General features: G+C 65.7%; 15 protein-coding genes. 11 read left to right on the top strand and 4 right to left on the bottom strand.

The features are described 5' to 3' along the window. The first annotated feature begins 52 nt into the window (after positions 1-52). The 7 genes from JOE31_RS12540 (at position 53) to JOE31_RS12515 (ending at position 4,731) form a co-directional block, all read left to right on the top strand. The gene (locus JOE31_RS12540) at positions 53-547 is read left to right on the top strand and encodes an HAD domain-containing protein (RefSeq protein ID WP_209744889.1); all 495 of its coding nucleotides are present in this window, start codon (positions 53-55) and stop codon (positions 545-547) included. Between the two features lie 171 nt (positions 548-718). Beyond that, on the top strand, positions 719-1,927 hold the full coding sequence (locus JOE31_RS12535) for an inorganic phosphate transporter (RefSeq protein WP_209744886.1): 1,209 nt from the start codon (positions 719-721) through the stop codon (positions 1,925-1,927). After that, entirely contained in the window at positions 1,928-2,149 is a 222-nt protein-coding gene (locus JOE31_RS12530) for a hypothetical protein (protein ID WP_011691904.1), read from the top strand. 247 nt (positions 2,150-2,396) lie between these two features. Next, positions 2,397-2,525: a hypothetical protein gene (locus tag JOE31_RS21725; protein WP_280872838.1), complete on the top strand. Its 129-nt coding sequence runs from the start codon at positions 2,397-2,399 to the stop codon at positions 2,523-2,525. Between the two features lie 19 nt (positions 2,526-2,544). Next, positions 2,545-3,309: a hypothetical protein gene (locus JOE31_RS12525; RefSeq protein WP_209744882.1), complete on the top strand. Its 765-nt coding sequence runs from the start codon at positions 2,545-2,547 to the stop codon at positions 3,307-3,309. After that, positions 3,306-4,175, top strand: coding sequence for a hypothetical protein (locus JOE31_RS12520; protein ID WP_209744879.1), 870 nt, complete (start codon positions 3,306-3,308; stop codon positions 4,173-4,175). Before JOE31_RS12525 ends, JOE31_RS12520 begins: the two co-directional genes overlap by 4 nt. A 13-nt stretch (positions 4,176-4,188) precedes the next feature. After that, complete coding sequence (locus JOE31_RS12515; protein ID WP_209744876.1) at positions 4,189-4,731, top strand: dihydrofolate reductase family protein; 543 nt, start codon at positions 4,189-4,191, stop codon at positions 4,729-4,731. Positions 4,732-4,735: 4 nt separating this feature from the next. On the opposite strand, the gene JOE31_RS12510 is transcribed toward JOE31_RS12515, so the two are convergent. Beyond that, positions 4,736-5,200, bottom strand: coding sequence for a hotdog fold thioesterase (locus tag JOE31_RS12510; protein ID WP_209744873.1), 465 nt, complete (start codon positions 5,198-5,200; stop codon positions 4,736-4,738). A 211-nt stretch (positions 5,201-5,411) separates the two neighbouring features. On the opposite strand from JOE31_RS12510, the gene polA reads away from it, so the two are divergent. The 3 genes from polA (at position 5,412) to rpsA (ending at position 11,148) form a co-directional block, all read left to right on the top strand. Continuing rightward, positions 5,412-8,054 carry a DNA polymerase I gene (polA, locus tag JOE31_RS12505; RefSeq protein ID WP_245199659.1) on the top strand — a complete coding sequence of 881 codons (2,643 nt, stop codon included), beginning with the start codon at positions 5,412-5,414 and terminating at the stop codon, positions 8,052-8,054. Positions 8,055-8,131: 77 nt separating this feature from the next. Beyond that, entirely contained in the window at positions 8,132-9,421 is a 1,290-nt protein-coding gene (locus JOE31_RS12500; protein WP_209744867.1) for a GNAT family N-acetyltransferase, read from the top strand. Positions 9,422-9,672: 251 nt separating this feature from the next. Next, on the top strand, positions 9,673-11,148 hold the full coding sequence (gene rpsA / locus JOE31_RS12495) for a 30S ribosomal protein S1 (RefSeq protein ID WP_011691911.1): 1,476 nt from the start codon (positions 9,673-9,675) through the stop codon (positions 11,146-11,148). A gap of 111 nt (positions 11,149-11,259) precedes the next feature. On the opposite strand, the gene JOE31_RS12490 is transcribed toward rpsA, so the two are convergent. From JOE31_RS12490 to JOE31_RS12480, 3 genes are all read right to left on the bottom strand, one after another. After that, complete coding sequence (locus JOE31_RS12490) at positions 11,260-11,688, bottom strand: DUF1810 domain-containing protein (RefSeq protein WP_209744865.1); 429 nt, start codon at positions 11,686-11,688, stop codon at positions 11,260-11,262. Positions 11,689-11,782: 94 nt separating this feature from the next. Next, positions 11,783-12,331 (bottom strand): GNAT family N-acetyltransferase, encoded by a 549-nt coding sequence (locus tag JOE31_RS12485; protein ID WP_209744862.1) that lies wholly within the window; start codon positions 12,329-12,331, stop codon positions 11,783-11,785. Then, complete coding sequence (locus JOE31_RS12480; protein ID WP_209744860.1) at positions 12,318-13,016, bottom strand: YigZ family protein; 699 nt, start codon at positions 13,014-13,016, stop codon at positions 12,318-12,320. Before JOE31_RS12480 ends, JOE31_RS12485 begins: the two co-directional genes overlap by 14 nt. 22 nt (positions 13,017-13,038) lie before the next feature. Here JOE31_RS12480 and coaE point away from each other — a divergent pair, with 22 nt between their 5' ends. After that, the gene (gene coaE / locus JOE31_RS12475) at positions 13,039-14,304 is read left to right on the top strand and encodes a dephospho-CoA kinase (RefSeq protein WP_209744858.1); all 1,266 of its coding nucleotides are present in this window, start codon (positions 13,039-13,041) and stop codon (positions 14,302-14,304) included. The last annotated feature ends 25 nt before the right edge of the window (positions 14,305-14,329 follow it).

Here is a 14,329-nt window from a genome sequence, read left to right as displayed (position 1 = left end):
TCTGCCCCTCGGTAACGTTTTGAGTGGGGCTCCCGGAGGAAAGGATGCCGCCGTGAGGAATGTCTCCCTCTACCTGGACGTGGACGGCGTGATCTGCCCGTTCGGTGCCTCAGGAAACACGGACTGGGGGAGCCGCTGGCGGACGTCCGATGCCGGACTCCTCGAAGTGACGTACGCCGGTGAACTTGTGGAATCCCTCAACTCGCTGTCCATAACACCCGGCGTTCGCTGCGTCTGGCTCACCAGCTGGGAGGAGATGGCGCCGGAATATCTGTGCCCCGCCATCGGCCTTGCCGGGCGGAAATGGCCTGTCCTTGCCAGTGATGGGCTGGGCGGAGGCGACGGCTGGTGGAAACTGCGGGCCCTGCAACGCGACATCGAGGCGTGCGCTCCGGACCGTGCTGTGTGGATTGACGACCAACTCGATTACGAAGCCGAGGCCCGTGCATGGGCGTCCGTCCTCAGTGGGCGCCTGCTGTTGATTTCACCGCATCCAAGGCGGGGCTTGTCCCCGGTTGAACTGGACGCAGTCCGTGCATTCCTTTGACCGCCCGGTGTTTTGTCCTCAGGGCGTTGACGCGTACGATCGTTAGGGTTTCAAGCCCCTTCCGAACAACACCGCGTTAACTGCCGGCAAATGCCGTGTGAACTTTGCGTGCGGACGGGGGCAACGGGGAAGTGGAACTGCTGACCGTCGACTCTGCAGATTGGGCAACAGGTGGAAATCACCTTCATGGTGGCGCTGGTTATAGCGCTGGCACTTTTTTTCGACTTCACCAACGGATTTCATGACACCGCCAACGCAATGGCCACGCCCATTGCCACCGGTGCCATCAAACCGAAGACGGCAGTCGCGCTGGCAGCGGTCCTGAACCTTGTGGGAGCGTTCCTCTCCACGGAAGTGGCCAAGACGGTTTCCGGCGGCATCATCAAGGAGGGGGCAGACGGTATCCAGATCACCCCGGACATCATTTTTGCCGGCCTGATGGGCGCCATCCTCTGGAACATGATCACGTGGCTGAAAGGCCTGCCGTCGAGTTCTTCGCACGCCCTCTTCGGCGGCCTGATCGGCGCCGCGATCGCCGGCATCGGCATCCATTCGGTGAACTTTGAATCCCTGCTGCAAAAGGTCATCCTTCCCGCCATCTTTGCTCCGGTGATCGCCGGCGGAGTGGCCTACGTCTGTACCCGCCTGGCCTACGCGCTAACGTCCCGGCACGATCCGGAGACCGGCAGCAAGCTCACGCAGAAGCGCGGCGGTTTCCGGACCGGCCAGATCTTCACGTCCAGCCTGGTGGCCCTGGCACACGGGACCAACGATGCCCAGAAGACCATGGGCATCATCACCCTCGTGCTGATCTCCGCCGGAACGCAGACGCCCGGCTCCGGCCCGCAGTTCTGGGTCATTGCAGCCTGTGCGTTCGCGATTGCCATCGGAACCTATGCCGGCGGGTGGCGGATCATCCGCACCATGGGCTCGGGCCTTACCGACGTCAAGCCCGCCCAGGGCTTCGCTGCTGAAGCCAGCACGGCGTCCGCCATCCTCGCTTCCTCCCACCTTGGCTTCGCACTGTCCACCACGCAGGTGGCGTCCGGATCCGTCATCGGCTCCGGTCTGGGCCGCAAGGGCACCTCGGTGCGCTGGGGCACCGCCGGGCGCATCGCCGTCGGCTGGCTTTTCACCCTCCCGGCCGCCGGGATCGTCGGCGCCCTGACGGCCCTGCTCGTCATGACCGGAACGGTGGGTGTAGTCATCGCCGCCGTTGCCGGGACCGGCGCCGTGCTGTTTATGTTCGTGCAGTCCCGCAAGTCCCATGTGGGCCACCACAATGCCGTGGAGGTCGAGGAAGCAGGCCAGGCCGTCCGCTTCCGCAAAAAGAAGGCAATGGCCGCCAGCCGCGCCAACAAGCTGAAGGGTGGCAATTAAATGAAATGGTTGGAATTGGTGCAGGTGGCCGGTGCCACGCTCCTTGCCGCCGTGACGGTAGTGGTCCTTTACTCCATCGGCGTCCGTTTCACCGCCATCGCCGGTGATCCCGAGCAGGCCACGCCGCGGTGGATGAAATCACTCGCCTACGCCTGCTTCGGGCTGTGCGGCCTGGCGGTGCTGTTCGGCCTCTACCTGATCATTCCTTACTTCAGCAAGTAGCTCCCGGCAGTTACCCGTGGAGCGCACGGGACTGCTCTGGCGGATATGACCCAACGGGGGAATAGTTAACACTGTTTCAGCGAGTTTGGTCCGGCTCCGCGGCCGGCCGATGCCGGGAGCCATCCCGAAGGGTTTATCCAGGCCGGTTCCCCTGCCGGGAACCGCAAGCAGGTGGGTCTGTCATGCACAGTCAAACCGGAGCAGCAGCCCGGCTAGCAGCCGGACTCCCAGGAATTGCCGCGGCTTTGTGCCTGCTGGCCCTCTCGGGCGGATGCGCCTCTCCGCCATCCCCGCCACCGGAATCCGAGGCAAGTTCGACGACGGCGGGGCCACCAGCCGCCTCGGATCCCGCCTCCTCGTCCTCCTCCTCGAATGATCCGCCCACGGCTGCACCGTTGCCCGGTCCGGTTGACGGACCGCCTGTTGCCGGCGCCCCCGTCATCCGGTGGATCCCCGTTGGGCCGGCCGCACCCACCGATCCGCCTGAGGGGACGCTGTACGAGCTCCTGCGCAGCCGCGACTGTGCCGGCCTCCGTGAATCAACGCTGAACACGGCGTTTCCTGCCGTCTGGAAGGCCGCGGAAGCCACCTGCCAGGCACTGGCCACGGACCTGCCGGAGGACTGGCGGCAGGCACAATCCGCGCTGGCCGCGGTTCCCGGCCTGCCGGCAGAACGTTGCTGGGAAATCAAGGTCACGGAATCGCTGCATCAGGCAGTGGACCTGCGGACCGCCAACCCGGGGGCCCAGCTCGTGGTGAACGCAGCCACGGCAGGCGACGACTGCCCCCGCCGGCTGACAGGTCTGACGGTCCTCGATGGACCCTTTGCCGGCACGGCCACACCATCCGTTCCTTCAGGCGGCGGAGCCCGGGTGCGGCTTCAGGGGTTCTTCGTGAACGTGGATAAAGTGCTGGTGGACGGCAATCCGGTTGACGTGGAAGGCCCGCAGTTCGGCCCCTTCGAGTTCTACGCCCCGCCGGCCGCATCGGGCGCGACGTCCGCCACCGTGACAGTGGCGGCAACACCCCCGGTGTCCGGTGAAGCCCGGCTCCGCTACGCTGAATCGACGCCGCCAGGCCCCACGCCAACCACACCGCCCACGTCACCGCCGGACACTTCCCCGCCGCCCTCCGGGACGTCGGCAGGACCGACGTCATGAGCGGCGAACCGGAGGCGGATCCCCGCTGGAAACGCGCTGTCGACATGCTGGCGGTCATCGGCCCGCCGTTGACCATCGCGACAGCTTTGTTGGTCTACTTCGGCTGGGCACGCACGGATGCCCAGGCGAAGGCCATGGGACTGGATGTGAGCCTCTTCGGCTTCACCGTTCAGGACTTTGTCCTCAGGAGCATCCCGTCTTTGTTCATCCCGCTAGTCTGGCTGCTGATTGTGGCTGCCGTCTGGCTTTCCGTGGACAGGTTCCTGGCCGGACGCCTCACCGCCGGCCGGGGTGCGGGCATCCGGAGGCTCGCCGCAGTGATCCTGGTTGCGGGACTGGCCTGCGCAGCCGCCATGTGGCTGGTAGTGATTCTCCAGCCGGAACGCACCGTGCTGTTCGTGCCATACATCATGGCCGGCGGCGTGCTCCTGGCGGCCTGGGGACTAAGTCTGTGGCGGCGGTCCGCGGAAGTACCCGGGCGCAGCCTGGCCGCACTCTCCCGCGGGTCCGAAAAGACGCTCATCTTCTGCCTGGTGACGCTGCTCCTCTTCTGGGGCACGTCCGACTACGCCCAGGCGCTGGGCCGGGGACTTGCCGTGAGCTACGAGCAGCGGTCCGCGCTCCTGCCCACCGCCGTTGTATACAGCAAGGACCGGCTGGGCATCAGTGCGCCCAACGTCACCGAACAATCCAGCGGCACGGCGGAACATCCGGTGTACCAGTACAGCGGCCTCCGGCTGCTCGTGGTCAGCGGCGGCCGCATCTTCCTGCTCAACGAGGGCTGGACGCTCCGGAGCGGCAAGGTGGTGGTGCTCCGCGATGATCCGGGCATGCGCGTGGAGTATGGGAACCCCGAGTCCAAATGACTAGGCTGGGGCCATGTCCAGACTCCAATATTTCGTGGCCTCATCCCTCGACGGATTCATCGCCACATCCGATGACAACCTGGCATGGCTCCTCCAGTTCGACGGGTTCGAAGGCGGCCGGGAAAGCTACGAAGCCTTCATGTCCGAGGTCGGCTGCATCGTTATGGGCGGGGACACCTACGCCTGGCTGATGGAGCACGAGCCGGACAACTGGCCCTACCCTGACACGCCGTGCTGGGTCTTCACCCACCACGAACACTCCGCGCCCCGGGGAGCCGACATCACGTTCGTCCGCGGCGACGTCCGCGAATTCATGGACGATTTCAGAGCTGATGCAGGCGGCAAGAACGTCTGGCTGGTTGGCGGGGGAGAGCTCGCGGCCCAATTCGCCGACGCCGGCCTGCTGGACGAAATCATCGTGTCCATCATCCCGGTGGTCCTCGGTGCCGGAAAGCCTGTGTTGCCCGTCAGGACAGGGCCCACCCGGCCGCTGGAGCTGGCGGCGTCCAGCACGATGGGCCGGGGAATTGTCGAGCTGCGGTACCGGCTCGGCTGAAGCGTTAGGGTGCGATGTCCCGGATCAGGTTGGTGATGCGGGCGGTGGACAGCCGGCGGCCCTTCTCATCGGTCATCACGATCTCGTGCGTGGTCAGCGTGCGTCCCAGATGGATGGCGGTGCAGATTCCCGTCACAGTGCCGGAGGCGATGGCGCGGTGATGGGTTGCCCCCACCTCGATGCCCACCGCCTGCCGTCCCGGGCCGGCGTGCATTCCCGCAGCGAATGAGCCGAGGGTCTCGGCCAGCACCACGTGGGCGCCGCCGTGCAGGATGCCGGCCACCTGCGTGTTGCCTTCCACAGGCATGGTTGCCACGGTTCGTTCGGGGCTCATTTCGAGGAAGTGGATGCCCATCTTCACCACCAGCGCGCCGACGCCGTATTCGCCGAGCCACTCATGCATTTCCTTCGGGATTCCGGCGGCTGCCAGTTCGTCAGCGAACGGCCCGGGCGTGAAATTGTCCATCATGGGAACTAGGCTGGCACCTGTGAGCGAAACTACCAAACCGGCCCTTGCCCCCTCCGCAGCAGACATCCTCCCGGCAGCTGAGTCCGAATCAGCGACTGCAGCCAAACCCGCCCGGAAAACCACACGCACCGCGGAGCCGGTTTCCGCCACCGAGGCACCCGTGATTCCCATCACCGACCAGCCCCGCCTCCTGGTGCTGGACGGGCACTCGATGGCCTTCCGGGCGTTCTTCGCGCTGCCCGCGGACAAGTTTTCCACCGCCGCGGGACAGCACACGAACGCGATCCACGGCTTTACGTCCATGCTCATCAACCTGATCAAGGAACAGAAGCCCACGCACGTCGCGGTGGCGTTCGACGTCTCGGACGAGACCACCCACCGGAAGGCCGAGTACAGCGAGTACAAGGGCGGCCGAAACGAAACACCCCGTGAGATGAGCGGCCAGATCGACCTCATTGACAAGGTCATGGGCGCGTGGGGCATCAAGACCATCAAGATGCCCGGCTACGAAGCGGATGACGTCCTGGCCACGCTCGCCGCCATGGGGGAAAAGGCGGGCTACGAAGTGCTGCTGGTGACGGGCGACCGCGACGCCTTCCAGCTGATTACGGACAACGTCTTTGTGCTCTACCCCAGGAAGGGCGTCAGCGACATTCCGCGGCTGGATGCCCCCGCCATCCAGGAAAAGTACTTTGTCAGCCCCGCCCAGTATTCGGACCTGGCCGCCCTGGTGGGCGAATCGGCGGACAACCTTCCCGGCGTTCCCGGTGTTGGTCCCAAGACGGCCGCCAAGTGGATCAACCTCTACGGCGGCCTGGAAGGCGTGCTGGAACACCTGGACAAGATCGGCGGGAAGGTAGGCGACTCGCTCCGCGAAAACGTGGACGCCGTGAAGCGGAACCGCCGGCTGAACAGGCTTCACACGGACCTGGAGCTTCCAGTGACCCTGGACGACCTTGCCGATCCCCGCCCGGACCAGGCTGCGCTGGAACAGCTGTTCGACGACCTCGAGTTCAAGACCATCCGCACCCGGCTCTTTGCGCTCTACGGCGCCGAAGACGTGGACCTCGCCGAGCGGGAGAGCCTCGACATCCCGGATTACAGCACACCCGCCGAAGCAGCTGAGCTGAGCGCATTCCTCGCCGCGGGCGCCGGTCAGCGGTCCGCCGTCGCCGTCGACCTCGTTCCCGGACGCATCGGCGAGGATGCCGCCGCGCTGGCAATCGTCCGGGACGGCGCCGCCGCCTACATCGATCTTTCGAGCCAGGATGCCGAGGCCGAAAACGTTCTGGCAGCGTGGCTGCGCGACCCGGAAGCGCCCAAGGTGATGCACGGTTTCAAGGCCGCCCTGAAAGCACTGACCGCCCGCGGCCTGGAACTTGAGGGCGTCGTGGACGACACCTCGATTTCCGGCTACCTCATCCAGCCCGACCGCCGCACCTACGAGCTCGCCGAGCTGGCGCAGCACCACCTCAACATCGAAATCTCCACCGCCGTTGCGAAGGCCGGACAGCTGGAGCTGGCGTTCGACGGCGACGACTCGGCCGCAGCCGGCGAACTGGTCCACGCTGCCGCCGTCGTCCAGACGCTCAGCCGCTACTTCGAGGCGGAGCTGAAGGAGCGCAAGGCGGAGGAACTGCTCTCCACCCTTGAGCTGCCGGTCAGCCGGGTGCTGGCCGACATGGAGCTCGCCGGAATCGCCATCGACATGCAGCGGATGGACGAGCAGCTGGCTGACCTCGCCAAGGTGATCGACAACGCCCAGGAGCTTGCCTTCGCCGCCATCGGCCACGAGGTCAACCTGGGATCGCCCAAACAGCTGCAGACCGTGCTCTTCGACGAACTCCAACTGCCGAAGACCAAGAAGATCAAGTCCGGTTACACCACCGACGCCGCTTCGCTCAAGAACCTGCTGGAAAAAACCGGGCACGAATTCCTGGTGCAGCTGATGGCGCACCGCGAGTCCTCGAAGCTACGCCAGATGCTGGAGTCGCTCAAGAAGTCCGTGACCGAGGACGGCCGGATCCACACCACGTACGCGCAGAATGTCGCCGCCACCGGCCGGATCTCGTCCAACAATCCCAACCTTCAGAACATCCCCATTCGCAGCGAGGAGGGCCGCCGGGTCCGTGGCATCTTCGTGGTCAGCGAGGGCTATGAGTGCCTCTTGTCCGCGGACTATTCGCAGATCGAGATGCGCATCATGGCGCACCTCTCGGGGGATGCAGGCCTGATCCAGGCGTACCGGGACGGCGAGGACCTGCACCGGTTCGTGGGATCGAACATCTTCCACGTGCCCACCGACCAGGTCACCAGCGCCATGCGTTCCAAGGTCAAGGCGATGTCCTACGGCCTCGCCTACGGCCTGACGTCGTTCGGGCTCTCCAAGCAGCTGGAGATTTCCGTTGACGAGGCCCGCACTCTGATGAAGGAGTACTTCGACCGCTTCGGAGCCGTCCGCGACTACCTGCGCGGCGTGGTGGACCAGGCCCGGATCGACGGCTACACCGCCACCATCGAGGGGCGCCGCCGTTACCTGCCGGACCTCACCAGCACGGACCGCCAGCTGCGCGAGAACGCGGAACGCATCGCGCTCAACTCACCCATCCAGGGTTCGGCGGCGGACATCATCAAGCGTGCAATGCTGGGCGTGCATGCTGAATTGAAGGCCCAGGGCCTCAAATCACGGATGCTCCTGCAGGTCCATGACGAACTGGTGCTTGAAGTTGCCGCCGGTGAACGGGAAGCAGTGGAAAAGCTTGTGACGGAGCAGATGGGCTCAGCCGCGGACCTCAGCGTGCCGCTGGAAGTCCAGATCGGCGTCGGGCCCAGCTGGTACGACGCCGGCCACTAAGTAGTCTCAATGCATGCAGGACGCCACAAGCGGGCGTCCTGCATGGGTCATTCATTCGGTTCAAGGGGGAGCAGTACGTGGCAGACAAGTATGAGATCCGGCGGTTCGGGGCGGCAGAGAAGGGCGCGCCCGGCTACGAACAGGGAACCAACTGGATCCAGGCCGTGGGCTTCGGATTCCACGACACCCGCAGGAGCGATGAATTCGTGGACAAGATCATGTCCATGTACCGCTCGGACGGACGCGAGCTGACCGGCGTCTACCAGACGGGGGAGGTCGCACCGCACGCCTTGAGCGCCGGCATCCCGGTGGCAACCTTCGGGACACTCCGCAGGGACCTCAATGTCGGCTACGGTCGCCAGCTGCTGACGCATATGGTGACGGCGGTGACTGTGCGGGGGACACACCGCCGCCAGGGGCTGCTGCGGCGCATGATGACGGAAGACCTTACCGCAGCGAAGGGCGACGGCCTTGCCATGGCGGCCCTGACCGCTTCGGAGGGCTCCATTTACGGCAGGTTCGGCTACGGCGTTGCAACCTTTGAACGCAGTATCAAGGTGGATACCGGACCGCGGTTCGGGCTCCATCACGAGCCCTCCGGCACGGTGGAAATCGCCGACCGCAAGGTCCTGCTCGACCTGGCCCCCGAAGTGTTTGAGCGCGTACACCGGCACACCCCGGGTTCCATCGTCCGCCAGGACGCCTATCGGCAGAACGTGTCCGGGACCGTGGGCCGTGACGGCAACGAAGACGAAGCCATCAAATGCGCGCTGCACTATGACGCCGCGGGAGCAGTGGACGGCTACGTCTCGTACAAGTTCGCCGGCTGGGACACCAAGCCCTACACGGTGGAAGTGGTGGACCTCGTGGCAGGAACGGATGCCGCGTACCTGGAGCTCTGGCAGTTCCTGGGCAGCATCGACCTGATCCAGCGGGTCAGCTGGGCGGACGCACCGGTGGACGATCCGCTGGTGTGGGCCCTCTCGGACCCGCGCTGTGTTGAGGCCTCTGACCACAGGGACATGCTCTGGCTGCGGATACTGGACAGCGAGAAAGCGCTGGGCGCCCGGCGCTACTCCGCAGACGGACGGCTGGTCCTCGCCGTCGAAGATGCCCTGGGATTCGCCGGCGGCACTTTCGTCTTGGACGTCAGCGGCGGAGAGGCCAGCATTTCGGCAGCGCCGGCAGAGACGCGGCCGGACCTGTCCATGGACGTAGCCGACCTCGCCTCCATCTACCTCGGAGCAGTGTGTCCGGTGACCTTGAAGGCAGCTGGACGGATCAGGGAACACGCGCCCGGCGCCGCCCTCCGGGCGCGGTTGATGTTCGCCGTCGAACGGGCGCCGCACTGCCTGACGCACTTCTAAGCCGATTCCGGCCGGCCGCCCCGCGGCACGAGCCGGGCGAAAGCGGCCGGCAACCATGCCGGCCGCTTTGACCGGTGTTGGCCGCGGCGACTAGAATAAACGGGCGTGTACTACGTGCACGTGTCTAGAATCCACAAAATCAGGATGAACCTGGCAGACCCATGTGGTCAGCCATCACCCGCGCCCCCGTCCATACGGGTGTGCGGCGGTCCGCCTGACCGACTAACTATCCACAACGGAGCCCCTACTACATGACCATCACCTCCACCGAGAAGCCCGGTACCCCCGTAGTCGCTATTAACGACATCGGTACCGCTGAGGACTTCCTCGCAGCAGTCGACGCCACCATCAAGTACTTCAACGACGGAGACCTCGTCGAAGGTACCGTCGTCAAGGTCGACCGCGACGAAGTTCTGCTCGACATCGGTTACAAGACCGAAGGTGTCATCCCCTCCCGCGAGCTGTCCATCAAGCACGACGTTGATCCCGGAGACGTCGTCTCCGTTGGCGATCAGGTCGAAGCCCTGGTGCTCACCAAGGAAGACAAAGAAGGCCGCCTGATCCTCTCCAAGAAGCGTGCTCAGTACGAGCGCGCCTGGGGCGACATCGAGAAGGTCAAGGAAGAAGACGGTGTCGTCACCGGTACCGTCATCGAGGTTGTCAAGGGTGGTCTTATCCTCGACATCGGTCTGCGCGGCTTCCTGCCCGCATCCCTCGTCGAGATGCGCCGTGTGCGCGACCTTGCTCCGTACATCGGTCAGCAGATCGAAGCCAAGATCATCGAGCTGGACAAGAACCGCAACAACGTTGTGCTGTCCCGCCGTGCATGGCTCGAGCAGACCCAGTCCGAGGTCCGCTCCACGTTCCTCAACAAGCTGGAAAAGGGCCAGGTTCGTCCGGGCGTCGTTTCCTCCATCGTCAACTTCGGTGCCTTCGTGGACCTGGGCGGCGTAGACGGCCTGGTTCACGTTTCCGAGCTCTCCTGGAAGCACATCGACCACCCGTCCGAGGTTGTCGAAGTTGGCCAGGAAGTCACCGTCGAGGTTCTCGAGGTCGACCTGGACCGCGAGCGCGTTTCCCTGTCGCTCAAGGCTACGCAGGAAGATCCGTGGCAGACCTTCGCCCGCACCCACGCCCTCGGCCAGGTTGTTCCGGGTAAGGTCACCAAGCTGGTTCCGTTCGGTGCGTTCGTTCGCGTCGAAGACGGCATCGAAGGCCTCGTTCACATCTCCGAGCTGGCAGTCCGCCACGTGGAGCTGGCAGAGCAGGTTGTCTCCGTTGGTGACGAGCTGTTCGTCAAGGTCATCGACATCGACCTTGAGCGCCGCCGCATCTCCCTCTCCCTCAAGCAGGCTAACGAGGGCGTTGACGCCGACAGCACCGAATTCGATCCGGCTCTCTACGGCATGGCCGCTGAGTACGACGAAGAGGGTAACTACAAGTACCCGGAGGGCTTCGACCCGGAGTCCAACGAGTGGCTTGAAGGCTACGAGAACCAGCGCGCAGCCTGGGAGCAGCAGTACGCTGACGCCCAGACCCGCTGGGAAGCACACAAGAAGCAGGTTGCCCAGCACGCTGCCGACGACGCTGCAGCTGCAACGTCCGGTGACAGCGATTCCGGCACCACCAGCTACTCCTCCGAGCCGGCTGCAGCCGAGACCGGTGCAGGCACGCTTGCCTCGGACGAGGCCCTTGCTGCACTGCGCGAGAAGCTGACCGGCAACTAATTTCCCGGTTCTCCTCCGGACGTGATTCCGGAGGGCCCAGGCAGTTAGCACGCTGAAGGTGGCCGTCCCCGAAAGGGGGCGGCCACCTTTCGTTTAAGCCAGCAACGGTGCTTATCCCAGCAACCGATCTGTCGCAGGATCCGCGCTCCCGTTGAAATATTGGTCGAGGACTTCCTGGAATACCGGTTCCGCAGGATCTGCACGCAGGAAGAGCGTCATGGAGGACTGCAGCTTCCGGGCGTCGATCCCGCCGAACATCCGGACAGCACTGACCCCGCTGTGGGTAACAACAGCCCGGGCGCACTCGAGCAGCCGCGGACCGAGCACCGGGTGCCCCAAATAGGCTTTGGCCTCGGCCAAGGAGGTGATCGCGTACCTCCGGGAGGTGGAGCTCTGTCCCAGCCCGGCGATCTGGGGAAAGATGAACCACATCCAGTGGCTCTCCTTCGACCCGCCGGTTAGTTCGGCAAGGGCCCTTCGATAGGTTCCGTTGGCGTCCTGGGCCTGCACAAACCGTTCCAGGTTGAAGGGATCTTCCACGGGCTGCCTCCCTAACTGAGTTGGGTACTCCGGTCGGGTACCGTCCGTCCATCCAACCACCGGCCCCGCCGTGTGGCGAGGGGGCTGCTGACCGCTAGAGGGTGATCCTCGCCGTCAGGGGCGTGATAACGCCGTCCCCGGCCAGCTCCGCACCGGCGGAGCGAAGGAGCGACTGGGCAGCGGTATTTCCGGCAGTGGTTTCGGCCACCAGCACCGCGGCGCCAGTGCCGGCGCCCACAGCGCGGACGAGTTTCAACGCCTCCCGGCCGACGCCCCGGCCCCGGAAGCTGCGGCCCAGCCACAGCCCGGTTTCCAGCGTCGTAACGGCCGGCGCTGCCGTTCCGGTGCGTTTGAGCCGGATGGAACCGGCCAGTTGTCCGCGGCAGCTGATGGCCCACGTCTTCTGGGCGGCCGGTCCGTCGAGGCCGGCGGCCGCGGCGCGGTGGTAGTCGCGGAACCAGCTGACCCGTTCCTCGTTCCAGCCGGGAGTGGCGCCTAGCGGGGGAGTGACGTCGTCGGCAGCGGCGTCGGTGAGGGCGACGTCCAGGAGCTTCTCCAGGATCTCCTCGGTGACGTCCAGCAGTTCCACGCGGCCGGCGAGAGGTGCCGGCGAAGAAGGGGCCGTCGGTTCAGAAGGGCACATCGATCCATTCCGTTTCTCCCGGACGCAGGACGGCGCTTCCTGCTGTCATGGACGCAAGCCGTTCGGCGCCGCGCTCAAGTTCTTCAGCCTGGTCAGCCAGGGCAAGCCTGAGGACCGTGGTGCTGGCCCCGTAGCTGGTTTCCGCCATCACGTAGCCGGCAGCCCGGAGGTCGTTCTCCAGCCGGCCGGCCGCCGAATGCGGAACCTCCACGGAACAGATCCTCAGCCGGCTCCGCCGAACCAGTGGTGCCAGGTCCAGCGCGGAGGACACCGACTCCGAGTAAGCGCGCACCAAGCCGCCCGCTCCCAGGAGGATCCCGCCAAAATAGCGGACGACGACGGCACTGACGTCGCTGAGGTCCGTCACCCCTGGAGCGGTTTCGCGCCGGATGAGGGCCTCCAGCATGGGGATGCCCGCGGTTCCGGAGGGCTCCCCGTCGTCGCTGGAACGCTGGATGTCCCGGTCCGGCCCCAGGACGAACGCTGAGCAGTGGTGACGGGCGTCGTGGAATTCCTTGCGCAGTCCGGCCACGAGTGCCCTTGCGCCGTCCTCGTCGCCGGATCGCCGGAGCACGGTGATGAACCTGGACCGTTTGATCTCAAGTTCATGGCGGAAGTCGGGCCCGGCAGCAAGGGTGGTGTAGGCAGTTGCCCTGCTCTCCCTGGGTTCCGCCTCTTCCACCACCGGATCAGTCTAGTCTTGTGGGGTGCTGAAGATCGGGTTGACGGGCGGCATCGCCTCTGGGAAGTCAGTTGTTGCTTCGCGTTTGCGGGAGCTGGGGGCGGTGCTGGTCGACGCCGACGCCCTCGCCCGTGAGGTGGTGGAGCCGGGCACCCCCGGACTTGCCAGCGTGGTGGAGGCCTTCGGGGAGGACATGCTGGGTGCCGACGGCGGACTGGACCGGGCGCGGCTGGGCGCGCTGGTGTTCGGCAACCCGGACCGGCTCGCAGTACTCAACAGCATCGTTCATCCTCTGGTCCGGGAGCGGGCCGCAGCGATGATCGGCACCGCCCCCCGCGGCGCCGTCGTCGTGCAGGACATACCCCTGCTGGTGGAAACGGGCCAGGGCAGCAATTTCCATCTGGTGTTGGTGGTGGATGCCCCGGACGAGGTGCGGGTTCAGCGCATGGTGGAACACCGGGACATGACCGAGGAGCAGGCGCGGTCCAGGATGGCGGCGCAGGCCGCCAGGGATGTCCGCCTTGCTGCGGCGGACGTGGTGCTGGACAACTCCGGAACCGTCGACGAGCTTAAAGCCGCCGTCGAGGCGCTGTGGACCCGCCGGCTGGCCCCCTTCGCGGACAACATCAGCAAGGAACGGCCGGCCCCGCGCACGGGCGGCCCCGTGCTTGCCCCGGCCGATCCCACGTGGGCAACGCAGGCGGCGCGGCTCGCCGCCCGGATCCAGGCTGCCGTCCCGGCGGACATCCTGGCGGTGGATCATATCGGGTCCACGGCGGTGCCCGGGCTCGATGCCAAGGACATCATCGACCTCCAGCTGACCGTTGCCAACCTGGCGACTGCCGACCGGATTGCGCCGCTGCTCGCCGCGGCAGGCTTTCCGCTGTGGCCCGGGGTATTTGCTGACAGTCCCAAGCCTTCACACCCCGACCCGGCGGACTGGGCCAAACGCCTACACGGAAACGCGGACCCCGGCCGGCAGGTGAACCTGCACGTCCGGCCTGCCGGATCGCCGGGGTGGCGGTTCGCCCTGTCTTTCCGGGACTGGCTCCGCGATGACGCTGCCGCAAGGGCCGACTACCTGGCGGAGAAGCGGAGGGTTGCCGCGCTCCATACAGTGGACAGGTCGACGGCGGGCTACGCTGCGGACAAGGAAGCGTGGTTTACCGAGCACGCCGCGGAACGGATGGACGGGTGGGTGCGGCGCACGGGATGGCAGCCGCCGTCGTATGCCACGGCCACAGCTGCGGGCGCTGTCGGCGGTACAGCCGGAAGTACCGCCCAAAGCTGAATCGGGGCATGATGTCAGTGCCCGG

Source organism: Arthrobacter sp. PvP023 (assembly GCF_017832975.1).
GTDB lineage: Bacteria > Actinomycetota > Actinomycetes > Actinomycetales > Micrococcaceae > Arthrobacter.
Note: the sequence above shows the minus strand (reverse complement) of the source record. Positions and strands in the feature narration are given on the sequence as shown.

Excerpts from the sequence above, each read along its gene's own strand:
- JOE31_RS12530 (WP_011691904.1), top strand. The coding sequence starts at position 1,928 with ATGAAATGGTTGGAATTGGTGCAGGTGGCCGGTGCCACGCTCCTTGCC.
- JOE31_RS12520 (WP_209744879.1), top strand. The coding sequence starts at position 3,306 with ATGAGCGGCGAACCGGAGGCGGATCCCCGCTGGAAACGCGCTGTCGAC.
- JOE31_RS12515 (WP_209744876.1), top strand. The coding sequence starts at position 4,189 with ATGTCCAGACTCCAATATTTCGTGGCCTCATCCCTCGACGGATTCATC.
- JOE31_RS12510 (WP_209744873.1), bottom strand. The coding sequence starts at position 5,200 with ATGATGGACAATTTCACGCCCGGGCCGTTCGCTGACGAACTGGCAGCC.
- polA (WP_245199659.1), top strand. The coding sequence starts at position 5,412 with ATGGCCTTCCGGGCGTTCTTCGCGCTGCCCGCGGACAAGTTTTCCACC.
- rpsA (WP_011691911.1), top strand. The coding sequence starts at position 9,673 with ATGACCATCACCTCCACCGAGAAGCCCGGTACCCCCGTAGTCGCTATT.
- JOE31_RS12485 (WP_209744862.1), bottom strand. The coding sequence starts at position 12,331 with ATGTGCCCTTCTGAACCGACGGCCCCTTCTTCGCCGGCACCTCTCGCC.